Origin of the sequence: Natronosalvus rutilus, from assembly GCF_024204665.1 — an archaeon.
Classification (GTDB): domain Archaea; phylum Halobacteriota; class Halobacteria; order Halobacteriales; family Natrialbaceae; genus Natronosalvus; species Natronosalvus rutilus.
On the sequence record NZ_CP100357.1, the window covers coordinates 26,281 to 47,540 of the forward strand.

At 55.8% G+C, this 21,260-nt stretch carries 20 protein-coding genes and 2 pseudogenes; 4 read left to right on the forward strand and 18 right to left on the reverse strand.

What is annotated here, in order from left to right; genetic code table 11:
* The first annotated feature begins 77 nt into the window (after positions 1-77).
* Positions 78-698, forward strand: a complete 621-nt coding sequence (locus NGM29_RS20115; RefSeq protein ID WP_254161413.1) for a response regulator — start codon at positions 78-80, stop codon at positions 696-698.
* The gene (locus NGM29_RS20120) at positions 695-925 is read left to right on the forward strand and encodes a hypothetical protein (protein ID WP_254161415.1); all 231 of its coding nucleotides are present in this window, start codon (positions 695-697) and stop codon (positions 923-925) included. The genes NGM29_RS20115 and NGM29_RS20120 overlap by 4 nt, the downstream gene beginning before the upstream one ends.
* A gap of 273 nt (positions 926-1,198) precedes the next feature.
* Here the strand turns inward: NGM29_RS20120 and NGM29_RS20125 are convergent, their stop codons facing one another.
* Together NGM29_RS20125 and NGM29_RS20130 are read right to left on the reverse strand one after the other, a co-directional pair.
* Positions 1,199-2,221, reverse strand: a complete 1,023-nt coding sequence (locus tag NGM29_RS20125) for a DUF4352 domain-containing protein (protein ID WP_254161417.1) — start codon at positions 2,219-2,221, stop codon at positions 1,199-1,201.
* An 82-nt stretch (positions 2,222-2,303) separates the two neighbouring features.
* The gene (locus NGM29_RS20130; protein WP_254161419.1) at positions 2,304-3,935 is read right to left on the reverse strand and encodes a right-handed parallel beta-helix repeat-containing protein; all 1,632 of its coding nucleotides are present in this window, start codon (positions 3,933-3,935) and stop codon (positions 2,304-2,306) included.
* A gap of 509 nt (positions 3,936-4,444) precedes the next feature.
* Between NGM29_RS20130 and NGM29_RS20135 the strand changes: the two genes are divergently transcribed.
* Complete coding sequence (locus NGM29_RS20135) at positions 4,445-4,609, forward strand: hypothetical protein (protein ID WP_254161421.1); 165 nt, start codon at positions 4,445-4,447, stop codon at positions 4,607-4,609.
* A gap of 20 nt (positions 4,610-4,629) precedes the next feature.
* Here NGM29_RS20135 and NGM29_RS20140 read toward each other — a convergent pair whose 3' ends face one another.
* The 9 genes and pseudogenes from NGM29_RS20140 to NGM29_RS20175 all read right to left on the reverse strand — a co-directional run bounded on the left by NGM29_RS20140 (position 4,630) and on the right by NGM29_RS20175 (position 11,894).
* Positions 4,630-4,830 carry a hypothetical protein gene (locus tag NGM29_RS20140; RefSeq protein ID WP_254161491.1) on the reverse strand — a complete coding sequence of 67 codons (201 nt, stop codon included), beginning with the start codon at positions 4,828-4,830 and terminating at the stop codon, positions 4,630-4,632.
* A gap of 166 nt (positions 4,831-4,996) precedes the next feature.
* The gene (locus tag NGM29_RS20145) at positions 4,997-5,392 is read right to left on the reverse strand and encodes a DUF7567 family protein (protein WP_254161423.1); all 396 of its coding nucleotides are present in this window, start codon (positions 5,390-5,392) and stop codon (positions 4,997-4,999) included.
* Positions 5,393-5,468: 76 nt separating this feature from the next.
* The gene (locus NGM29_RS20150) at positions 5,469-5,834 is read right to left on the reverse strand and encodes a DUF7568 family protein (RefSeq protein WP_254161425.1); all 366 of its coding nucleotides are present in this window, start codon (positions 5,832-5,834) and stop codon (positions 5,469-5,471) included.
* Positions 5,835-5,864: 30 nt separating this feature from the next.
* A pseudogene (locus tag NGM29_RS21635) lies at positions 5,865-6,004 on the reverse strand (DUF7995 family protein); the annotation flags it as partial.
* Between the two features lie 84 nt (positions 6,005-6,088).
* Entirely contained in the window at positions 6,089-7,093 is a 1,005-nt protein-coding gene (locus tag NGM29_RS20155; RefSeq protein WP_254161427.1) for a PhoU domain-containing protein, read from the reverse strand.
* Between the two features lie 124 nt (positions 7,094-7,217).
* A complete protein-coding gene (gene pstB, locus NGM29_RS20160) occupies positions 7,218-8,144 on the reverse strand; it encodes a phosphate ABC transporter ATP-binding protein PstB (RefSeq protein WP_254161428.1) in 927 nt (308 codons plus the stop codon).
* A gap of 4 nt (positions 8,145-8,148) precedes the next feature.
* Positions 8,149-9,867 carry a phosphate ABC transporter permease PstA gene (pstA, locus tag NGM29_RS20165; RefSeq protein ID WP_254161429.1) on the reverse strand — a complete coding sequence of 573 codons (1,719 nt, stop codon included), beginning with the start codon at positions 9,865-9,867 and terminating at the stop codon, positions 8,149-8,151.
* Between the two features lie 55 nt (positions 9,868-9,922).
* The gene (gene pstC / locus NGM29_RS20170) at positions 9,923-10,858 is read right to left on the reverse strand and encodes a phosphate ABC transporter permease subunit PstC (RefSeq protein ID WP_254161430.1); all 936 of its coding nucleotides are present in this window, start codon (positions 10,856-10,858) and stop codon (positions 9,923-9,925) included.
* Between the two features lie 46 nt (positions 10,859-10,904).
* On the reverse strand, positions 10,905-11,894 hold the full coding sequence (locus NGM29_RS20175; protein ID WP_254161431.1) for a PstS family phosphate ABC transporter substrate-binding protein: 990 nt from the start codon (positions 11,892-11,894) through the stop codon (positions 10,905-10,907).
* A gap of 240 nt (positions 11,895-12,134) precedes the next feature.
* Between NGM29_RS20175 and NGM29_RS20180 the strand changes: the two are divergent.
* Positions 12,135-12,265: pseudogene (locus NGM29_RS20180) on the forward strand (IS5/IS1182 family transposase); the annotation flags it as partial.
* 361 nt (positions 12,266-12,626) lie between these two features.
* Here NGM29_RS20180 and NGM29_RS20185 read toward each other — a convergent pair.
* The 7 genes from NGM29_RS20185 to pstC (NGM29_RS20215) all read right to left on the reverse strand — a co-directional run bounded on the left by NGM29_RS20185 (position 12,627) and on the right by pstC (NGM29_RS20215) (position 21,235).
* Positions 12,627-13,670 (reverse strand): GNAT family N-acetyltransferase, encoded by a 1,044-nt coding sequence (locus tag NGM29_RS20185; RefSeq protein WP_254161432.1) that lies wholly within the window; start codon positions 13,668-13,670, stop codon positions 12,627-12,629.
* Between the two features lie 403 nt (positions 13,671-14,073).
* Complete coding sequence (locus tag NGM29_RS20190) at positions 14,074-14,826, reverse strand: class I SAM-dependent methyltransferase (protein WP_254161433.1); 753 nt, start codon at positions 14,824-14,826, stop codon at positions 14,074-14,076.
* Between the two features lie 1,035 nt (positions 14,827-15,861).
* Entirely contained in the window at positions 15,862-16,929 is a 1,068-nt protein-coding gene (locus NGM29_RS20195) for a phosphate signaling complex PhoU family protein (RefSeq protein WP_254161435.1), read from the reverse strand.
* 3 nt (positions 16,930-16,932) lie between these two features.
* Positions 16,933-17,610 carry a phosphate signaling complex protein PhoU gene (gene phoU / locus NGM29_RS20200; protein ID WP_254161437.1) on the reverse strand — a complete coding sequence of 226 codons (678 nt, stop codon included), beginning with the start codon at positions 17,608-17,610 and terminating at the stop codon, positions 16,933-16,935.
* A gap of 5 nt (positions 17,611-17,615) precedes the next feature.
* Positions 17,616-18,488, reverse strand: a complete 873-nt coding sequence (pstB, locus tag NGM29_RS20205; RefSeq protein WP_254161439.1) for a phosphate ABC transporter ATP-binding protein PstB — start codon at positions 18,486-18,488, stop codon at positions 17,616-17,618.
* A 2-nt stretch (positions 18,489-18,490) separates the two neighbouring features.
* Positions 18,491-20,209, reverse strand: coding sequence for a phosphate ABC transporter permease PstA (gene pstA, locus NGM29_RS20210; RefSeq protein ID WP_254161441.1), 1,719 nt, complete (start codon positions 20,207-20,209; stop codon positions 18,491-18,493).
* Positions 20,210-20,269: 60 nt separating this feature from the next.
* On the reverse strand, positions 20,270-21,235 hold the full coding sequence (gene pstC, locus NGM29_RS20215; RefSeq protein WP_254161443.1) for a phosphate ABC transporter permease subunit PstC: 966 nt from the start codon (positions 21,233-21,235) through the stop codon (positions 20,270-20,272).
* Positions 21,236-21,260: the final 25 nt, after the last annotated feature.

The following is a 21,260-nucleotide window of genomic DNA, read 5'->3' on the forward strand; positions in this document are numbered from 1 at the left end:
CCGCAGACAGATCCTTGCGCATGCTCTCATCGAATTAAGGGGAACTATCAATATGATGGGGAGTCACAATTCGAATCATGAATTCAGACAACTCCCCTGTGGTTCTCATCGTTGAGGATGAACCGGACGTCGCGGAGACTTACAAACGATGGCTCCGTTCCGAGTACGATGTTCGTGTTGCCGCAAGCGGAAGTGAAGCGCTCGATCAACTCGACGGCACGGTCGACGTCGTCTTGCTCGATCGAATGATGCCGGAGATGTCCGGGAGTGAGGTCCTTGAGGAGATCCGGAATCAAGGGATCGACTGTCGTGTAGCGATGGTCACCGCTGTCGACCCCGATTTCGATATTATCGAGATGGGGTTCGACGAGTATGTTACCAAGCCTCCCGATCGAGATGAGTTAGAAGCGACTGTCGAGCGACTGCTTGAGCGAGCGTCGCTGGATGATGCACTCCAAGAGTATTACTCGCTAGTCGCCCGACGGAGTGCACTCCAAGCCGAAAAATCGACCGGTGAGTTAGCGTCGAATGACGAATACGACGAGTTAATCAATAAAATAGACACTATGCGTGAGACAGTTGATGCTAGCCTCGGGGATATGGCCTCAAATACCGACTTCGTCGGTGCGGTACGTGAGATTATGGGCGACGAAGAACTGTCCACGGGTGATACTGAAACAAAGGAGAATCAAGAATGAGTACACCGTACAATATTACGGGTATTCTACCGGATGAAACACTCGGTGAACTCCCACCAGGGACGAGTGGGCTGATTAGCGGGCCTGCGATGATCGGGAAACGAGAGATGGCTATTCAGTTGCTGGCGGCCGGCCACGAGGAAGACGACGGCATCCTCCGTGTGACAACGAATGTTAATATCCTCCCCGCGCTGAAGCGCGAGGGTTCCCGAGCATTGGGATATTAGGATTTACAGTCTACCACTTGTTCCCTCGATGAGAATCCGTGGGACAAGTCGTGAAGGTAGACTCCGGGCTGTGCCAACCAGCCGGTACTCCTATCTTCGTCCAAGCAGGCCGAAGACTCGGAGTTACTTATGTCGTTTTAGTTCACCCTGAATAGTATCGTTTGCCAGGTTCTCCTTCAGGTCCCAGTGGCGATCGTCTATCTGCAGGTTTCGTTCTATCGCGGACCCCGACTATAATCCGGTTCTTTCTCACTGCAATAGTATTGGGTGCTACTACCGTAGTTGCCAGAACGATTTGTCGCCGTTAATCCACATATTGAACTCGAATACCCAGTACAGCGGGCTCAGGTCTTCTTCAACCTGGTATACGACCTTCCCACGACGGGTTTCACCATCTTCTATCGGACTCGATTCATCGAATTCTTGGTCCAGTTCTGTAGTAGCAGCCCAATCCTCTTGATAACTATAGCCCTTTTTGTCCTTTACCAACATCTGTAGTAGTGTCGAGACACGCTGCTCTTCGCCTGTTTCGTTTGTGATTGAAATATCAATCACAGCGTATTCATTGCCCGGGTCAGGCTTGGCGAATCGACCAAGGTTGTCCTCGAATTCGACGCTGTTGATCGCGACCTCAGTCCCTCCATATTCGATTTCCTGGCCGGCGCTGTAGATCTCTACCTGGAGGTCTTGCTCAAGGGTGTGAACATTGGTCTCCAATTCGAGATCGATGTGGGCTTGGTTGACATCGCCAAAGGCTGAGACATCAAAATCAAATTGGAGTTCAAGTCCGCTTGCGTCTTCCGGTACCTCGAAGACAATTATGCCACGGCCGACTTCTCCAGGGACGAACTGGCCATCGTTGAATGTCGGCTCTTTACCTCCAACGAACGTTCTGTTGTATGAAGAATCCTTACTGTCACGGAGGCTGGCCTGTAGCAGGTTCGATACCTCGAGGAACCCATCGGAGACGTTCTTCATTGCCAGTGAAATGACAACGAATTCGTTTCCCTCGTCAGCCTCGAAAAAACCGCCCAGTTCTGTTCGATGGGCTACGTCTTCAACGACTAGGTGCATCTGATCGCCATCGACCAGTGCACCAATCACTTTCTCCGTATCCTCCGCTTCGGTTTCTTCGGCTGTATTGTCGCCGCCATCGCTCTTCTCGTTTCCATTACTATTTTCGGTATCATCGCCATCAACCGGACTCGGTTCCTCATCGTCTTCGCTTGAACTACAGCCCGCAAGAATCGTCCCACACGCTGTTGCGCCAACTACCAGTAGTTTTCGTCGTTGCATGTATTTTTCAAAACAGTCCTTTATAAACCAGGTCAGAAAGCGCGACAATCGGTCGCTTTATCAGTATATTCTATATGAGAGATTACGCGGTCGTGTTGTTCGACAGCTCGAGGCTCGAGGAGCCGAGGTCGCGCACGCCCTTGATCATCCGACTGTTGCGGATAGAGATATTGCTACTCTGATCGTACAGGCAGGCTGCCTGTTTGCCGCCGGTCGACTCGGCGTCGACTTCCAGGTAGAGCGACTCAGAACCGAGTTCGACGATGGGGTACTGGTTCGCGCGAAGGGTACTCTTCCAGACCGTCAGGTCGTCGGCAGTCGACGTGATCGCGTTTCGGGTGGCGCCACTGCGCGCGGACTGGTTGACCTCGGTCACGTTGAACCGGCAGTTGTCTCGCTCGACGCGGATGCCGTCGCGGAATCCGGAGGCATCGCCTGCCTCGCCGGTGATCGTGAGGTATTCGGCGAGCACACGATCGGTCGCGTTCGTGTTGCGGATCCACAGCGGGTAGCCGCCGGCCGTCTCGTGGTTGATCTGCGTCTCGACGATGGTGACCTCCCCGCAGTTGGGCGAGATGACGATGCCGTGATTGACGTCGTTGCCCTGCAGATCGAGGCGGACGCGCTCGATTCGAGTGCTGTCACAGGTGGGCATCACCGAGATCGCGTGGCTGGTCGGCATCGGCGAGGTGATTTCGACGGCTGCCCCTTTGATATGCAGGTTTTTGCCGTTCTCGATTCGGATCCCGCGCTGGGTCACGTCCTCCGGGCGGGTGTCGTCGATTTTGACGCTTGGCCAGTTGATCTCGCTGCCGTTACCGCCGACGCGGATGTTCGCGCCGTTGCTGTTCCGGTAGGTGCCGCCGCTGACGATGATCTTTCCGGTGCCGCCGGCGGCGTAGAGGCCGTTGTCGGGGAACGCGCCGAGCGTACAGTGTTTAAACTCGAGGGTGCCGGCGTTCTGGTTGGCCAGGATGCCGGTCGGACCGCGCCATCGCTCGCCGGCGGTCGGGGTGTTGTCGATCCACTCGCCACCCTGAGGGGCGCGGAAGCGCTCGACGATGCCGTAACCGCTCGAATCAGTGACGTTGAACAGGCCTGGCCCCCACGTTCCGCTGTCGTGTTGCCCGCGGACGTTGATGTCGCGCACTTCGAGGTGATCGGAGACGTGGGCTTCGATGACGCGAATCCCCGTGTCGGGGGCCGTCTGGTCGACGTCGAAGCCCTCGAACCGCAGGCGGCGTCCTGGTCTGTAGCCGACGCCGAGACGGAAGAGCCGGTACTGCGGGCCGTCGAAGTTGTAGTAGTTCGCGGGCACGAGCGTCGCGTCGTCGCCGATGAAGGCGACATTGTCGAAGCCAGTAAACCGGAGCTGGCTGTCCATCGCATAGCGCCCAGGTGGGAAGTAAAACAGCGTGTTGTCGTTCCGAATGTTCCTGAGCACGGGAGTGATCGATCGCTCCCCGGTGTTGTCGGCGCCGGCTTCGACGACGTTGACGACGTGTCGGTACTCGCCGTCGTACTTCGTGTACGAGCCCGAGGCCGCGGCGGTCGAAGAGAGACCGAGCGCAGAGATACCCGCAATGGCCGCACCCTTCACGAATGTCCGTCTCGAGGACTGGCAGGAAGCACAGCTGCTCAGTTTCTCGTTGGCGTGTTCAGTGCTAGTAGAAGAGTTAGAATCGTTTTCAGTACCGTTCATTAGTTCATTCATGAATTATACAAATACCTACACACGGTATCGAAAAAGCCAGAATAGCTAGCCTTGGAGCAGTGTGATACGTTGCCAATGGCTAGAATAGCAAAATTAATCTGATGAGACTGATTCTGCTGTAAGACAAGTTCGAAGAAGATTCGCTATACGGCATGGAGTTAGTCTTCGTTAAAAGTTAGATCATTCCATGGCAGTTGCAGTACTCCTCAGGCTCGAGTACGCGGAAAGACCGATATCATAGGAAAATGGTGATTTTAGGCTCAGCCCTTTACTCCGACTATGTTGTATAGTGTCCTATGACCTTGATACTCGTCCAAACTACTCCAACCCAGCGGATGGATGAACTTGTACGACTTCCGGGTAGCACCTGGCTCCTTGCAATAGGTGTACTTGTGGTCGCTTGGTACGGTTCCAAACTCCTTACACGATTCATCCGACCAAATGTCGCTCGACACTTCCGACGACGAAGTGTCACAGATATCGTTCTTCGGCTTCTTCGTGTGGAAACCATGGTTGCCGCCGTTCTTTTCGCTTTGAGAATGCTCGGCGTCGAGGTTACTGGTCTCTTCCTCTCTGTTACCGTCCTCTCTGCCATTCTAGCAGTCATTTTAGCTGTGGTTGAGGGCGCTGTATCCCCTCCCTGCTCGCTTCGCTCGCTGAGGAAGGGGGCTTAGCGCCCTCAACCACAGCTAAGTCAAAGAACTCTCTCGCAGGAGTTCATCGGCATTGTCTGCCCCTTCTCGAACGCTCTGCGATTCCTCTCGAATCGTATCATATACCCGTTCCAGAACGCGTCGAGCGGCGTACGAATCAGACTCCGGCCAGCGTATCCGGCCCACTCGGCGGGTTCGTCGAATGGATTCTGTGTTGGCAGTTCCACGACGTAGACTTGCACGATCCGATCACGGACGTTCGACTTGTCTGTTCTGGGATTCGGTTCGACTCGTTGGACGAATCGAGTTGACTCCGTGTTGACATCGATACTCTCCGGCGCGCGTGCGCCGGTGCCCCTTACTGGCGCAACAACAACGATCTCACAATCGCTGAGGAATCGAATTCCGCTACGCCAGATGCGACACCTCTTCTGGCTCATTGGCATCGTCGAGCTCACCACGTTCGACCGCCTCCCATTCGTCACCCGGCTCCGGACTCCGCCAATCGACCTCGTAGGCGCACGGCGCGCCGAGAATCTTCACCCGGGCGGATCCATCGGGAAGGTCGCGACGCAACTTCTCGTCGATCTGGAGATTCCAGGTCGTATCGGTATCGAAGCAGGCGAGAACGGCATCTTCGTAGCTGCGATCCTCCATAGCCTCCTGGAATTCGACCAGCGTGTTGCAGTTCTTGCAGAACACTCCTTCGAAGGGAATGTGACTGAACACGTCGTGTCCGCAGACTGGACACCAGAGGAATTCGAACAGTGCTCTGCTGTGGCGGTCAATGATTTCAAGACTCATCTGTGAACCTGGCCCATGTGACTCGGGCCACCCCTTCCTACCCCAGAAAAAATACTATCTTGGATGTTCTGGGACCTCACCGTTCAGCGCCGTAGACGATCCTTGAGCGGGCTTCGTAGCCACAGTCGGTGCAGTCGAACCATCGCTGTACGTTCGCTCCGTCAGCTGACTTCTCGCCGACGAGAACGTCGTCGTTTGGACATTCAGGGCAGCTCAACTCAGGGGTGGGTTTATCTCGAAGAGCATCCTGAAAGACTGTCGCTTGCTTCGTTTCGAAGCCACGCGACTCGACCGGATAGCCGTCGACGAGGAGTGCACCACGCCACTTATACCGGTATGAGTCGGGAGCACGATGGAGAACGGTTCGGGCTCCAGTCTCGGTGTTTCGATACACGAGCGACGGTGTGCGACGTTCTCGCGTCCAGTTGGTGATTCGGGGCATCGTTTAGAAGTGGACGTCGGCGGGGACGATTCAGAGATCCTCGCTCTCTTCGAGGAGTCGATTCAGTTACTCGCGATGGTGGATATCCAACGTATACTGGGTCTCTACAGGAACACCGAAGGACCGTCGTACGCGCCGACCTGATGGAACGCGTGCCGAGCGAGATCCTTTATCGTAATCTCGAGGGTTCGAGGATGGTAGCGACGAGTCTCAGTTCCAACGTTTTAACCTACACAGGGGTTCATCTGAATCGATTAACTTTCGAGTGAGGATTCAGTTATCGCTTCTGCGATATTAATCCCATTTTCGGCAGTTCGGTGTACCAGCTGTAATACCTTTCCATATTGGTACGCTTTCGGCTCTTTCCGGTCATACAGTTCTTGATCGATCTGGTTGACCGTCTCATGAACGGAGGAGAGTGTTTCGTGAGCCTGTTCAAGTTCGCCTGCCAGCGCCAGTTCGATGACAGACCGTGTATCGGCTCCGATTGTTTCGAGCTGATCAGCAAATACCTGATCTGGCGAATCCGACTGTCGTGTCGTTTCCCTTGCGATCCCCTCAGCATGATCAGCGATCCGTTCGAGCTGCTGGGCGATACGATAATTACGAAACATGGACGGGCGATCCGTTCCGAGCCGGTCAATCTCGTGGACATCCTCGAGCCCACGATTGATTCCGTGTTTGACAAACGAGAACAGCCGATCGACATCGTCGTCTCGATCGATTACCCGTCGCGCAAGGTCAGCATCATTCGTCACGAAGGCATCAATCGCATCCTCGTGCAATTCTAGCGCGAGTTGCTGTGCCTGGGAAACTGTCTGTGGAAGCGATATCTCGCTACTGTCAAGCAGATTTACGATGGTTAATCGGTCATCAGTATCTGTCCGGATCGCAGCCCCAGTGAGCTGATTGACCGTTTGCTGGATCGACCGCCGGAGTTGTAGGTTGGTTTCATCGAGTCCGATCACGGTAATTCGATCACAGCCACCTGTGTACGCCGCCTCGATACGCCGTGTTACTGCCTCTTCACTGAAAGCATCAGCGTCAACGGCCACCGTTCGATCTTGCGTTGACACTGGTTCGGTCGCGGCGACCAGTCGATCCTCGTGTGGATAGAGTGACATGGACATCCCGGGCTCGAGGCCCTGTTCGAGTGCCCACTCTTTCGGAAGGGAAATGACGAACGTCGAGTTCCCGGCGAACTGTACCTTTCGTTCGATCGGATCGAACGAGCTAGTCGACAGCTGATTCCAACTCATGTGTGGGTCAGTCTGTTTGTTTTAATCATGTGCACTGCTCGAGCCACAGCAGGCGACGCCGATCAGTGTGAAGATACCATTGCGCAGATGCACCATCGAAAGGGATTGTGGTCCCCCAATATCACTACCCGAATTTTCCGGTGATGTAGTCTTCAACGCGATCGTGTTCGGGGTTTTCGAAGATCTTGGAAGTGTCGTCGTACTCGACGAGCTTTCCCCCGGTGAGGAAGACAGCAGTTTTATCCGAAATTCTCGCAGCCTGTTGCATATTATGGGTGACGATCACGACCGTATACTCCTCGGCGAGGTCGTCGATGAGATCCTCAATTTTCGAAGTTGCGACCGGATCCAGCGCCGAGGCCGGTTCGTCCATCAGGAGGACTTCTGGGTCAGTGGCGATTGCGCGGGCGATACAGAGGCGCTGTTGCTGGCCGCCTGAGAGTTCGAGTGCCGACTTGTCGAGCTGATCTGCTACTTCGTCCCACAACGCCGCGTTCTTCAATGCACGCTCGACGGCAGCATCGAGGTCAACCTCATCAGCAAGACCCTGGACACGAAGACCGTAGGCAACGTTATCGTAGATCGATTTTGGGAACGGGTTTGGCTTCTGAAATACCATCCCAATCTTGCGGCGCAGGGCAACAGGATCCACATTCTCGTCATAGACGTTTTTGCCCTGGAATTCGACCTCGCCCTCAACCCGAGCAAGGTCAATGAGATCGTTCATTCGATTGATCGACCGCAAGAACGTCGATTTACCACACCCCGAGGGACCGATCAGCGCTGTGACCCGTTTTTCCTGAATGGTCATTTCGACGCTCTGGAGTGCCTGCTCGTCGCCATAATAGACATCAAGGTCGTGAGTCTCGATAATTGGCACAGTATCATTTGTAGATTGACCATGATCAGCTGTCCCAATCGATGACTTGAGTAGTGAGTCGCTTTCGACGGTCGTGTAGGTTGACTCAGCCGTATCCTGCTTGGCATTCTCGTTGCTCTCAGGCTGCGATTCGGTACTGGTATCGGTGTTGGATGTGGTATTGTGGCTCATTATCTTACTCTTGGCGCTGGTACTTGTTTCGCAGGACGATGGCGGTTCCGTTCAGCATCAACAGCACGACGAGAAGCGTGACGACTCCTGCCGCGAGGACGCCGTATCGGAAGTCGGCGTCGATCAGTCGCGACCAGGAGTAGATCTGTCGCGGCATCGCGCTGAACAGGCTGAAGAACGTGTCCGGCGGAACGCGAACGACCGCTGCGGCTCCGATCATCAGCAGCGGAGCAGTCTCGCCGATCGCACGGCCGAGCGCGAGGATCGTTCCCGTCAGGATACCGGGCATCGCCCTGGGGAGTACGACATTGCGAACGGTCTGCCACTTCGTGGCACCCATGCCGTACGAGGCCTGGCGCATTGAGTCCGGCACGCCGCGGATCGCCTCCTGTGCAGAGACGATGACGATCGGCAGGATCAGCAACGCAATCGTCAATCCACCAACGACGACGATCCCAGCCTGCATTCCGATTCCACGGACGAACAATGCGAGCCCGAGCACACCATAGACGACTGACGGAACGCCAGCGAGGTTCGCAATGTTGATCTCGATGAGTTCCACGACCGAACTAAGGTGTCCCTGACTCGGGGCGTACTCCTCGAGATAGACTGCGGCGCCGACGCCAATTGGGAACGCCGCCACGGAGACGACGATTAGCATCATCACTGAACCAACAAGTGCAGGGTAGATCCCCGCCTCCCGCGGCGTCGTGTTGTGACCGCTCATCAGGAAACTCCAGTCGAGCCAGAGGTTCGGTCCGGCAAAGCCGAGCGTCTCGACGACGGCGAACGCGAGCGCCGCCCCGAAGGCAATGACGACCGGGAACGCCAGTCCAGTAACACCCTCGCGCCGCCGGAAGACGGATTCAACATACAGTCCAACCGGAATGCCGACGACGGTTGTCATGACGACCCATGCGGTGGTCGGGAGGCCAACTAGCGGCGCGGCAATGAGGCCGAGGCCGGCAACGGCGACGGTCGCCCCGCCGGCGATGGCCGCGTCGCGGTCACATTCCCGGACGCGTCGGATATGCCAGGCGGCTGCCGCGGCGATCGGAATCGTGAACGCCAGCAGGAGAGACAATGGCGGGATCGGCAGGGCAGGTTGTGCGAGGATTAATCCTCGAAGGCTCGGAACGAGGGAGGGTACCGAAACCGAGAGGGTAAACAATTCCTGTCCGAGCAGCGGTGTCTGGATCGAACGGTCCACGCTGAATCCTGGCACGCCAATAATTGCAAGGACCGGTACAAGCACGGCAATTGCGGCTCGTTCGAGGGCGGTAGCCGAGTTGCTCCGTACTCGACGGTGGAGCGCAACAACCGCGTACGCAATGGCGGCAGCTACAACAAATGCGAGCCACTCGTGGGCGGTGATGATGTCTCTGAAGACGATGAGGACACCGCCGGCGAGGAGCGTCGTCACGATGGGCAACCCGAACGCAGTGTACGCGACCTCGCCTGCTCTGGTATCGCGCCGATAATAGTATACCGCGAGAGCAGCCGCAGGAAGAACGGTTGCTCCACCAACCGTGAGGAGCCAGCCTGTATCAGCCGAGGCCGGTCGGATGGCGTCGTTGAACACGTACAACAGGAACACGAACACGAGCCCAAGGGCCAGCAGCGTTGCACCGAGACAGGATAGCTTGAACAGGGTCCCTCGGAGCTGGCTAACTTGGCCGTCAGCCCCGAACCAGTGTCCGGTTCCGTCGTCAGTAGTTGCCATCAGTTGTTCACCTCTATGGCGGTCATTGATCCTGTGGCGGTCAATTGAGCGAACTTCATTGGTACTCCTCCCGGTAGCGTGCGGCGATTCGGTTACTCAACAGGTTCATAGCGAACGTGATGAAAAACAGCGTCAATCCGATCGCGAACATCGAGTAGAACTCCGGCGTTCCACCGGTCGCGTCGCTCGTGACGGCGTGGACCATCGCGGCGGTCATCGTCTGACCAGAGCTGAAGAGGTTCGCGAAGGGGTTCGTTACGTCCAGCATTCGCGCCTGCATTCCGCCGGCCATCACGACGATCATCGTCTCGCCGATCGCTCGCGAGAGCGCGAGGATGTACGAGGAGAGGATACCAGAGACTGCAGCCGGAATGACGACACCAGTCGAGACTTCAAACTTCGTTGCACCAAGCCCATATCCGGCTTCTCGCAGGGAGTCAGGGACTGCACTCATAGCGTCCTCGCTGATCGAAGAGACCATTGGAATAATCATGATCCCGACCATGATCGACGCGCTCAGCAGATTGAACAGGCTCAACTCGAGCCCAGCTGTGCGTAGCCACGGCGTCAGGTACACTAATGCAAGATAACCGTAGACAACTGTCGGGATCCCTGCGAGGATCTCAAGGGCCGGCTTTAGCACCGATCGCGCCCGGTCACTAGCGTACTCACTCAGATAGACTGCAGCCGCGGTTCCGATCGGGATAGCGACCAGCGCCGAGATAACCGTGACGATCAGCGTTGCAGTCACCAGCGGCAGGACGCCGAACGTGTCTCGGCTCGATTCCCACTCTGTTCCGGTGAGAAAGGCGACAACGTTGACCTGACGGAAAAACGTGATCGCGTCCACCGCCAGCGTTACGACGATACTGCCGGTGACGATAACCGTCAGTGCAGCACAACCGAACAGCAGCCAGTGGTACAGCCGTTCTTTGGCTATTCGTCCATCAACTGACCCGGTAAGGTCAGCAGCTATTGAATCAGTACTCATTGAAATTTGACACCGAGGTTACCAATTGTATTCGCGACTAACGCTGCTAGTTCCCTGCCGCGTCCTCGAGTGTGCCCATGTTCTCGTCGACGATATCCTGGTTTGCTGGCACGTATCCGATTTCGTCGGCGATCCAGTCGGCCGACGAGTTCTCGATGTAAAACTCCATGAATGCGTAGACCTCTTCTTTTTCAAGTGCCTCCTCGGACGGATAGACGAACAGGGGACGAGCCAGCGGATACGTTCCCTCTTTCGCCGCATCTAGGCTCGGTTCAGCGCACTCGTCGTCGTTGGACTCTTTGACCTCGAGTGCCTTTACGCGGTCCTCGTTCTCGGCGTAGTAAGCGTAGCCAAAGTAGCCGATTGCGTATTGGTCGTCCTCAATCCCTTCGACGATGATGTTGTCGTCTTCCGTCGGCTCGTAGTCGGTCCGGTGGCTCTCACCATCGAGGACGTTCTCGGAGAACCAGTCGAACGTTCCTGAAGTTGTATCAGGGCCATAGAGTACGAACTCCTCGTCGGGCCAGTCCTCGTTGATGTCTTGCCAGGTTTCGGCACCGCCTTCCTGCCAGATTTGTGCCATCTCATCGAAGGATAGACAGTCGACCCAATCGTTTTCCGGGCTAACTGCCATCGTTACCGCGTCACCGGCGATCTGCATCTCGACTGGCGTGACATCGTTCTCTGCACAGTGGTCTTCTTCTTCAGGCTTGATCAGCCTTGATGCACCGTTGATGTCCGCATCGCCGGGGCAGAAGTGGTTCTCGAAGCCGCCGCCGCTTCCCGTCGAGTCGACGGTGACATTGACGCCTTGATTCTCCTCCATGAATCGCTGGGCCATCACGTCCGAAATTGGGAATACCGTACTCGATCCTTTGACAATGACTTCACCAGAGAGACCATTACCGCCTTCGCCGTTTCCACTGTTCGTTTCGGAACAACCCGCTATCACAGCCGCCCCTACGGAACCGGCTGCGCCGAGGAACTTCCGTCGGGAAACTGTACTCCCTAAACGCCCAGACTGGCTGTCTACCATCACGTGGACGAGAGAGTTGACTACCTAAATACGGTGCTAATTGCTATATATGCCATATATGAGTGTCCCATATCGGGGCATACTACTATATAGGTCTCTATACCCCTGTTGGGTAGCTGTCTCATCTTACAACATGCTAATGTGGTGCTATTGAAATCCCCAGAGAAATACAAATTCGCCCGATAATTTGGCTGAATGCAGCCCTTCCCAAAGTCGCGGCTACTCCGGTTTTTTGAGTAAGTGGTGCACTTGGTTCGGCGAGTGACAGCTCGCTCCTCCTCAAAATTCTCGAAACGATGGTACACCAGTACATCGTCTTACTTTGTCTCAAGATACGGAAGAGTACGACGTACCGGATGCTTCTTGACGAACGAAGAGCGTGTCATAGAACTCTTCTCGTACCCTTCGAAGTGACCGAATAGATACAGACGAAGGCGTTACCAGAGCAGTTACCCACCTCTCGAATAGACGTCAGAAACGGCCTGCTGAATATAGAGGATAAGTGCAGCACGACAACATCGTTTATTACACAGCTATTCAAGTAAATTATCCTATCTACACATACGAACTGATTTCCGAGAGTCTCTCAGAGAGATACTGTTCGATCGCTCAGGTAGGATACATGCTATGGATTCGGACCGCCCGAAGGCTGGTTAGTCGAGGATACTGATTGATCCGTAGAGTCAGTCGGCGACGAGCTCAGTGTACGATTGACTCCACAGTTCAAGTCGATCATCCGGAGATTGCCGTCTTAATAATCCTTGGAACTCGGTTATAGATTGTGGAGACTGTGTGCGTTTTCGTTGATGCCCAACGGATGTGGAATAGCGATCTCGGTTTCGGATTGAACTTCATCTTGTATTCGTAGACACCATCTGCCATCGCACCGAGGAAATCGAATCGTTCGAGACCTTGTTTGATTCCGTTCTGCATCGCCACCCAGTCAAGCGCATCGTTTATCGGTAACTCAATACCACCAGCAGTGCCACCGATCCACGTGTACATTGTATCTCCTTCTACAATGTTGAGCGTACCCCCCACGAAATTGTTGTTCACGTAGCATACGTAGGGTTGGACAACTGACGATCCGAGCGAGTCGTATAGATTGAGAATAATCTCTGCCGGAACCTTCTGAAGAAGCCCTTTCTCCTGATATCGGGAGTTTGACTGCGTGATGAGACGTTTTACGTCTTCTCTGTTACCGATGTGAATATCTAATTCCGAATTCTGGTAAGCCCTGATGTTTCGACGTGCATCGTTGGTGAACGAACGAAGTAATTCCTCCTCGCTACGTCCAAGGTTGATTATGTATGTGAAATTGGGTGAGATCGTAAAGTCGTAATCGTGCCAACGGAACGGTCGAACGTCGCCATATCGATCGCCGCAAAGAACACTGATCAAGTCTGGTTTTATCTCGGCATCTATCCAACTGAGACACTGTTCAATAAATCGCCGGTTATCTTTTTGCTTTCGCTGCTGGCTACACCGTTCGAAGTTGAGTCGAAGCGGACCGAGGTGAATTGGAGTGGACCCAAATACGTTCGGTGGCGATCGGACAGCCGTTATCGGGCCGACAACTGACTTGAATACTGGAAAGAGACCGATCGGTTCTTCACCCTTGTATCCGACGAGTGTGTGGAGTTTCGCGTCACTCTGTGCTGCCAGCACGTCAAGCGCTGCGTATCTGTGAAAGGGTGACCGATACGGAGATCGTTCCACGTATGTATCCCATTGCTCGCACTCATCTTCCGCTATTTCAACGACCTCGACACCCATACATTGGTGACCACCAACACGACTTATAGTCCTATCTCACCTGTTGAATACTATCTTTCTTAAGAGCGTATGGTTTGCCGTGTGTAATCGCATCATCTATCCCTGTGTGCCGTCGCAATTGGTTGCTTTTTCTTTAGGTTCTCGCTGGCTTTGTTCACTCGAGTTGCTCGCTTCGCTCACGGCTACTGATGACGCTCAACGCTTTACCCTTATTGAGCGACACAGACTCTCGTAAGATTCCTCTCACCTCGTACGACATCCGGCTCTCTATTCAGCAGACGAGATCAGTCCTGGCGAATTGTTGGTAAGAACTGCCTGCTGAAAATAGAGGTTGACTTCGTCAAACTGGCTCTGTCAGTACGTGTTCGGCCCACGACTGACTGATCGACAGAATTTCCACCGTTCAGATATTTGTGCCCTCGTGATGTCCTATATGTTTAATTTTACGGGCAACATAGTACTGTACTTCTTCAAAAAACCGAAGCATTGACTCCCGTTTCCCACTAATGTGTTCGGTTTTGAATCCGTACCGGTGAAGGTCCAAAAGATTACGTGGTTGTGTCCCGAAATATGTTCTCAAATTCCATTCGTCTGGATCTTTTTTGTATACTCTGAATATTCGCTTGTAATTCTCATTTCTCACATAAAATCGGAACAGATGGCTGGGTTTTCTACGGAGCAGCGCTGGGATCACATGCAGACTATTTCCAGTGCCAAAAATAAGACGCCCACCTTTTTTCAGAACTCGGTTTAGTTCTCGAAGTGATTGAAGCCGCTGCTCTCTCGGATAGAGATAGTCGATATTCATGTATGAAAAAAGAATGAAATCGAACGATTCGTCCGGGAACGGGAGATCGGCAGCGTCACCGACACGGAAGTCGAGTTCAGGGAATAATAAATTCGCTTTCGAAATCATCTCCTCACTAATATCAATGCCGACGACATCGTAACCCATCTTCGCGAGGGGCTTCGTTGTCCGACCGGCACCACAGGCGACATCAAGAACTCGCGCAGAACGAGGTTGAAAGTATCGCTTCACAAGCCTTTCTTCCACATCGTAGAAACCGAGTTCGTTTAGGTCCTCATATTTATTCAGAGCCTCATCGGACGAGTATGCACGTTTGACTTCGGTCGGCTCATTTCTCTTTGTCATCATAGACTTCGCCTCCCATTCCAGGCCATATAAATAGCTTCCCGATGCTGCTGATGATGTTAATTAATTCCAGTTGCTGCCCGCTGTTTGTCATAGCCGGACTGCCGTACAGATTGAGTAAAGCCTTGTACGACATTCGCGCTCTGTATCTTGCACGGGTGTTCGAACCACTCATTTTCTGTCAGGAGTGGCGTGACCGTTCAATGGATGGGTTCAGCACGTCAGACTGGTTCTGGAAAGTGGCTTTGGCTGAGTTCGCTACTCAATACTCGAAATTCCCTGCCCGTTCATGATGTCGTGAATGTTGGCTAACACTAATTAGGGGGTCTGTAGTACTTTCAGTTATATTGATGGGAAAAACCAGAAATGTAGTCATCGCTATGTGTACTCGGTGCGGAAAAGTGCATTCAGGCAAACGGCTGGTTGATGGACCCATTAAACTCTCTGGAAGAAGTGGCTGTACCTGTGGAGGATCGGGTTTCAAGGCGATTGAAAGCCTAGAGTGACCAGTCCCGCCACTGTATTGAACAATCACTACTTCCCAACTGGGCCGGTCTTGTACTACATTCGCGCTGTGTATCTTGCACGGCAGCGGGAACATATATTGGAACTGATAGAATATTCAGCGGAAAGCACGCACGCTCTATCTAACAGCTGGTTCGTTGACGGCCAGGGTGAAAACAATCCTGTGGGGACAATTCTATGACATGCTCGCTATATAGGTGGTCGAGCTGAGTGGCTATTTCGCGCACCTACATAACGGCTATTTCAGCGGGAAAGTCATCGAGGCAATAGGATTTCAACAGAGATAACTATTCCATCTATACAGATGAGCAACGAGAAGACGCACTCTAAGTCCAGGATCTGAGTCGGTTCGATTGGTGCCGAAAGAAAGGTACGTCTCGACTTGATTCTCGAATGCCGTGACGGAATCGGTATGTTGGAAATCGTTTCGGAGAGCGATCCTAAGCTGATACGCTTTGCATAGATAGCGCATTCGGCAGGACTCAACCCTGTTGGCGTAGTCTGAGCCGGCTGTCATCCTCCAGTTGAGACGTGAGACTCCTGAGTCGGGTCGTGCCTGTCTGTGGTCTCTTGCGATGGTTCTATCCGTTTACCGTGACGAATACCGTGTCGGAGCCCGAACTCTGCAATGTTTCCCCCGTGTTCAGCTGTCCGTCGCAACCTATCGAGAATTGGTCTGAGCTGAGCACCTACGTTCGACGACTCTGCCAACCGACACTCGAATGTGGTAATATCCTCGCGGAGCTGATCACGGGCAGTCAACGCCTGTTGCGCGGTTTCGACATCCGCATCACCGATTATCACACTCACTGCGTCCGTTATAATCTCACGTGCCCTCTGGGAAATTTCACGGAGTTCGTCCGTGGTTGGTTCGCCTATAGAGTTATCGATCTCGGTGGCGACAGTTGCTATGCCTTCGGCGTGGTCAGCAACGCGCTCTAGCTCCCGGGTCGTCCCCCACAGTTCAAATAACTCCGAGCGGGTCAATTCCAACGCATCAACCACGTCGAGACGTGCGAGTCCTTGAGCAAAGGACCGGTCGATCATCGCGTAGAGACGATCGGCCTGATCATCACGATCGGCTAGATTTCCGGGAGGGGTATCTCCAGTCACTACATCTGTTGCATCGCGGTGCATCGATAGTGCGACGAACTTGAGCTGACGTACCGACTGTCGAACCGACACTTCCTCAGTATCGAGGAGCGTTCGAACCGTGATCTTCGATTCGGACTCCTCAGTAACGGACACCCCCGGTAGGTTTCTGGCGACCAGGTCAATGACTCGCCGTTGGCCGGTTGTAAAACCGTCCGCTGCATCGAGTCTTACTTCCTTCGCACCCACTGCGTAGGCCGCCCGCAGCGTTCGTTCGAGTGGCTCAGCGTCGGCGTGAGCAACTTCGACGGCGATCTGTCTCGTAGCGTCATCTTCGCATTCTCGTGCCTGGAGGACGAGCGTTCCGTCGATATGTGTATGCAAATTTACGCTATCGCCTGCGGTAATGTCCTCTGATTCGGCCCACTCTTTGGGCAGTGATACGGTGTAGGTCCCGCCGCCGACCATCTGAATTTTGCGTGTCTCCATTTGTCAATAGATAAGTGAAGGATCGTTCTCGGCCATGTACAGGGTCCGGGCTGCGATGTTCACGGCATGGTCGGCAATCCGTTCGAGATCGCGAATCGTCAACAGCACGCGCGAGACGTCGTCGAGTAATTGCTCAATCGCCCATGAATCGTCGCTGTCTGCCTTGCGCTCGATCAAGTCCCGCACAACGGTTTCGCTCGCCCGCTGACAGAGAGCGTCGATGTCGTCATCGCTGCCTGCGATCTCCCAACATACGTCGACGTCTTCGATTGCGTACGCTTCGAGACTTCGCGTGAGGAGGGCCTTTGCGTCGCGACCGATGTCGTCGATAGCGACTTCAGGTGTGAGATCGCGCTTCGCTGTCAATGCGTACTGCGCGAGATTGGCTGCTAAATCTCCAACGCGTTCGAGGTCCGTGATGATTTTGAACGAGGCCGCAATGAAGCGGAGATCACCCGCCACGGGCTGCTGGAGCGCAAATAGGTCGACACACTGGTTTTCCAGTGTGAGGTACGTCTCGTTTATGTCTGAATCTCCCTCAATGACTTCCAGAGGCAGTGATTCATCCGTGTTGACTAAACTCTCCAGCCCCATCTCGAACCGTTTGACGACGAGGTGTCCCATCTCGAGTACATCGTCCCGGAGGTCATCCAGCGATTGTTGGTATGTCTCTCGCGTCACGCCAGTCACCCGAACTTGCCGGTGATGTAGTCCTCGACGCGCTGACTCTCGGGGTTCTCGAAGATTTTGGTGGTGTCGTCGAACTCGACGAGCTCCCCGCCGGTGAGGAAGACGGCCGTCTTGTCCGAGATGCGGGCGGCCTGTTGCATATTGTGGGTGACGATGACAACCGTGTAGTCCTCCGCGAGCTGCTCGATCAGGTCCTCGATCTTCGAGGTCGCCACTGGGTCGAGCGCGCTCGCAGGTTCGTCCATGAGGATCACCTCGGGATCGACTGCAATCGCGCGAGCGATGCAGAGCCGCTGCTGCTGGCCACCGGATAGATCCAGCCCCGACGACTCGAGTTTGTCGGCGACCTCTTCCCAAAGGGCGGCTTCTCGGAGCGCACACTCAACAGCCTGGTCGAGATCTATGTTGTCGGCCTTCCCCTGAACGCGGAGGCCGTAGGCAACGTTGTCGTAGATCGACTTCGGGAACGGGTTCGGCGACTGGAACACCATGCCGATGCGTCGGCGGAGCGCCACTGGATCGACGTTGCCGTCGTAGACGTTCTTGCCCCCCAGCTTGACCCGTCCCTCGACGCGAGCAGCGTCAATGAGATCGTTCATTCGGTTCAACGACCGGAGGAACGTCGACTTCCCACACCCCGATGGACCGATGAGCGCGGTCACGCGCTTTTCTAGAACCGCCATGTCCACGGAGCGTAACGCCTGCTCGTCGTCATAGTACACGCTCAGATCGTCGACTTCGATGACGTTCGACTCGGGTGTACGCCGCGGATCCGAGCGCTCTGCCTCAACTGCCGTCTCGATCAACAACTCGTCGGTGTAGTTCGTACTTCCGGTCAGTTCTTCCTCATTCGAATCTGGCTGTGACATGATTAGTTACTCCGTTGGTACCGGTTCCGCAGGACGATCGCCGTCCCGTTCATAATAAGCAGGACGGCTACGAGGACGATCACCCCGGCTGCGAGCACACCGAAGCGGAACTCCGGCTGGATCTCCGAGGACCACGAGAAAATCTGCCGCGGCATCGCCCCCGTCTTCGAAAAGAATCCGGAGGGTGGCGACCGGACGCTCGAGGCTATCCCGATCATGAGCAGCGGCGCCGTCTCGCCGATGGCGCGGCCGAGCGCGAGAATCGTCCCGGTGAGGATTCCCGGCAGCGCCTCGGGGAGTACGACGTTCCGGGTCGTCTGCCACCGCGTCGCGCCCATCCCGTAGGAGGCCTGTCGCCGCGAATCGGGGACTGCGCGCACGGCCTCCTGAGCCGAGATGATGACGATGGGTAAGATCAGCAAGCCCACGGTGAGGCCGCCGACGATCACGATACCGCTCCGGAGGCCGATCCCCTGGACGAACAGCGCCAGACCGAGCAGGCCGTAAACGATGGAGGGAACGCCAGCGAGGTTCCCAATGTTGATCTCGACGAGCTCGACAAGCCGGGCGAGCCGACCCGAACTCGGCGCGTACTCCTCCAAATAGATCGCGGCGCCGACGCCCACTGGAAACGCCGTCAGCGCGATGACGAGGACGATCAGGACCGAGCCCACGAGTGCGGGGTAGATGCCTGCATCGGCCGGGTTCCGCGAGGTAGCGCTGGTAAGGAAGCCCCAGTCGAGCCACGGATCCGGGCCGGCGAACCCCAACGTGCCTGTGATCGCCACGCCGGCGACCCCTCCGAGAACGACGGCGACCGGGAACAGCAGACCGAGCAGTCCCTCATCTCGACGGACGACGCCCTCGAGGTACGCTGCAGATGGCACGAGGACTGCGGTCGCGAGCAGCACACCGTTCTCGGGGGTGACTCCCACCAGCGGGGCCACGAGCGCGACGACAGTCGCGACGACGACTGTGCCGCCGACCAGTTCGTATCGACCCCGGCCGTCGTCGCGGCGGGAGACGACGAACCGGCCGTACGCGAACGAGACGGGGACCGTCACGGTACCGACGAGGAGCATCCAGTCGACCGGCAGGACGGGGATTAGGAACACTAGGTCGCGGACGCTCGGGAGGAGTCGTGGCGTTGCGAACGTCACCGCGAACAACTTGGTCCCTGAAAGCGGCAATGCGACCGTGTGTTCGACCGATATCGCCGGAACACCGAGGACGGCGAGGAGGGGTGCGAGGATTGACACGACCAGGCGTTCGAGTGCGGCCGCCGGGCGGAGACGGGCGTGAATGATGATCGCACCGGCTCCGACGCCGAGCGCTACGACCAGCGCGAGCCACTTGACGGGCGTGGCGAGTTCTCGAAACAGGATGACGAATCCCCCGGCGGTGATCAGTCCCACCGCCAGAACGCCGGTCGTCTCATAGGCCACCCGCCCTGCGGCCCGATCCCGCGTAAGGTAGTAGGCTGCCAGGGCCACCATCGGGAGGCCGAGGGTCGCGGCGAAAGTGAGGCCCCATCCAAGATCGGCCGAAGACGGCCGGAGAGCGTCGTTGGCGACGTAGAGGAGCAATCCGGCGACCACCGTGATACCGAAGACGGTCGCGGCAGCGGAGACCCACTTGAACACCCGCCCCCGGAGCCGGCTGACGTCCGCCGTAGTCTCTCGTTCCTCTACGACGTCCGCACCCGCGGGTTCACTGGCCATCGGTAATCCACCTCCGAACGACCGATATGCCTCTTTGACGCTCCGGTGCGTTATTCGGTCTCATTGGTATTCCTCCCGGTAGCGCTTCGAGAGTCGGTTGCTTGCGTAATTCATCGCAAAGGTAATGGCAAAGAGGGTCAGCCCGAGAGCGAACATGCTCTTGTAGGTGGGTGACGCCGCGCTGACGTCGGTCGTGACCGCCTGGACCATCGCCGAGGTCATCGTCTGACCCGAGCTGCCGACCGTCTCGATCGGGGCGAGGTAGGGGATGCCGAAGAGCCCCTCCTTGACGGCTGGCATCCGCGGCCGGAGCCCCATAGCCATCGCCACGACCATCGTCTCGCCGATGGCTCGCGAAAGTGCGAGGATGAACGAGGCGAAGATGCCCGAGGCCGCCGCCGGGATGACCACGCCGGTCGTGACATCGAACTTCGTCGCGCCGAGGCCGTAGCCGGCCTGGCGAAGCTCGTCCGGGACCGCCGACATGGCGTCTTCCGACAGCGAGGAGACTATCGGGATGATGAGAATACCTACCATCAGCGACGCGCTCAGGATGTTGAACGTCCCCAGACCGAGCCCCGTAACCTGCCGGAGGAAGGGAGTAAGGTAGACGAGCGCGAGGTAGCCGTAGACTACTGTCGGAATGCCTGCGAGGATCTCCAGTCCCGGTTTGAGGTACGCCCTGGTGCGGGTGCTCGCGTACTCGCTCAGGTACGCGGCCGCCAGTACGCCGGTTGGGATGGCGACAAGGGCGGAGATTGCGGTCACCGCGAGCGTCCCGAAGATGATCGGGACCGCCCCAAACTCATCTCGAGGTGGGACCCACGACGTCGTTGTGAAGAACTCTCGTGGCGACACGAGTTCGAAGAACAGTACAGCATCGAACGCGAGTGCGAAGACAATACTGACCGTTACGACGATCGACACGGCCGCACACAGAAGCAATAGCCAGCGGTACAGTCGCTCGCGGACCCGCTTGCTCTGTTGTGCTCCGGTGAGCTGGAGCGCGTTTGTTTCGGGGCTCATAAAAGAATATGGCTAAATGTCCGCT

Coding starts and splice junctions, on each gene's coding strand:
- NGM29_RS20115 (WP_254161413.1), top strand. CDS start 78: ATGAATTCAGACAACTCCCCTGTGGTTCTCATCGTTGAGGATGAACCG.
- NGM29_RS20120 (WP_254161415.1), top strand. CDS start 695: ATGAGTACACCGTACAATATTACGGGTATTCTACCGGATGAAACACTC.
- NGM29_RS20125 (WP_254161417.1), bottom strand. CDS start 2,221: ATGCAACGACGAAAACTACTGGTAGTTGGCGCAACAGCGTGTGGGACG.
- NGM29_RS20130 (WP_254161419.1), bottom strand. CDS start 3,935: ATGAATGAACTAATGAACGGTACTGAAAACGATTCTAACTCTTCTACT.
- NGM29_RS20135 (WP_254161421.1), top strand. CDS start 4,445: ATGGTTGCCGCCGTTCTTTTCGCTTTGAGAATGCTCGGCGTCGAGGTT.
- NGM29_RS20145 (WP_254161423.1), bottom strand. CDS start 5,392: ATGAGTCTTGAAATCATTGACCGCCACAGCAGAGCACTGTTCGAATTC.
- NGM29_RS20150 (WP_254161425.1), bottom strand. CDS start 5,834: ATGCCCCGAATCACCAACTGGACGCGAGAACGTCGCACACCGTCGCTC.
- NGM29_RS20155 (WP_254161427.1), bottom strand. CDS start 7,093: ATGAGTTGGAATCAGCTGTCGACTAGCTCGTTCGATCCGATCGAACGA.
- pstB (WP_254161428.1), bottom strand. CDS start 8,144: ATGAGCCACAATACCACATCCAACACCGATACCAGTACCGAATCGCAG.
- pstA (WP_254161429.1), bottom strand. CDS start 9,867: ATGGCAACTACTGACGACGGAACCGGACACTGGTTCGGGGCTGACGGC.
- pstC (WP_254161430.1), bottom strand. CDS start 10,858: ATGAGTACTGATTCAATAGCTGCTGACCTTACCGGGTCAGTTGATGGA.
- NGM29_RS20175 (WP_254161431.1), bottom strand. CDS start 11,894: ATGGTAGACAGCCAGTCTGGGCGTTTAGGGAGTACAGTTTCCCGACGG.
- NGM29_RS20185 (WP_254161432.1), bottom strand. CDS start 13,670: ATGGGTGTCGAGGTCGTTGAAATAGCGGAAGATGAGTGCGAGCAATGG.
- NGM29_RS20190 (WP_254161433.1), bottom strand. CDS start 14,826: ATGATGACAAAGAGAAATGAGCCGACCGAAGTCAAACGTGCATACTCG.
- NGM29_RS20195 (WP_254161435.1), bottom strand. CDS start 16,929: ATGGAGACACGCAAAATTCAGATGGTCGGCGGCGGGACCTACACCGTA.
- pstB (WP_254161439.1), bottom strand. CDS start 18,488: ATGTCACAGCCAGATTCGAATGAGGAAGAACTGACCGGAAGTACGAAC.
- pstA (WP_254161441.1), bottom strand. CDS start 20,209: ATGGCCAGTGAACCCGCGGGTGCGGACGTCGTAGAGGAACGAGAGACT.
- pstC (WP_254161443.1), bottom strand. CDS start 21,235: ATGAGCCCCGAAACAAACGCGCTCCAGCTCACCGGAGCACAACAGAGC.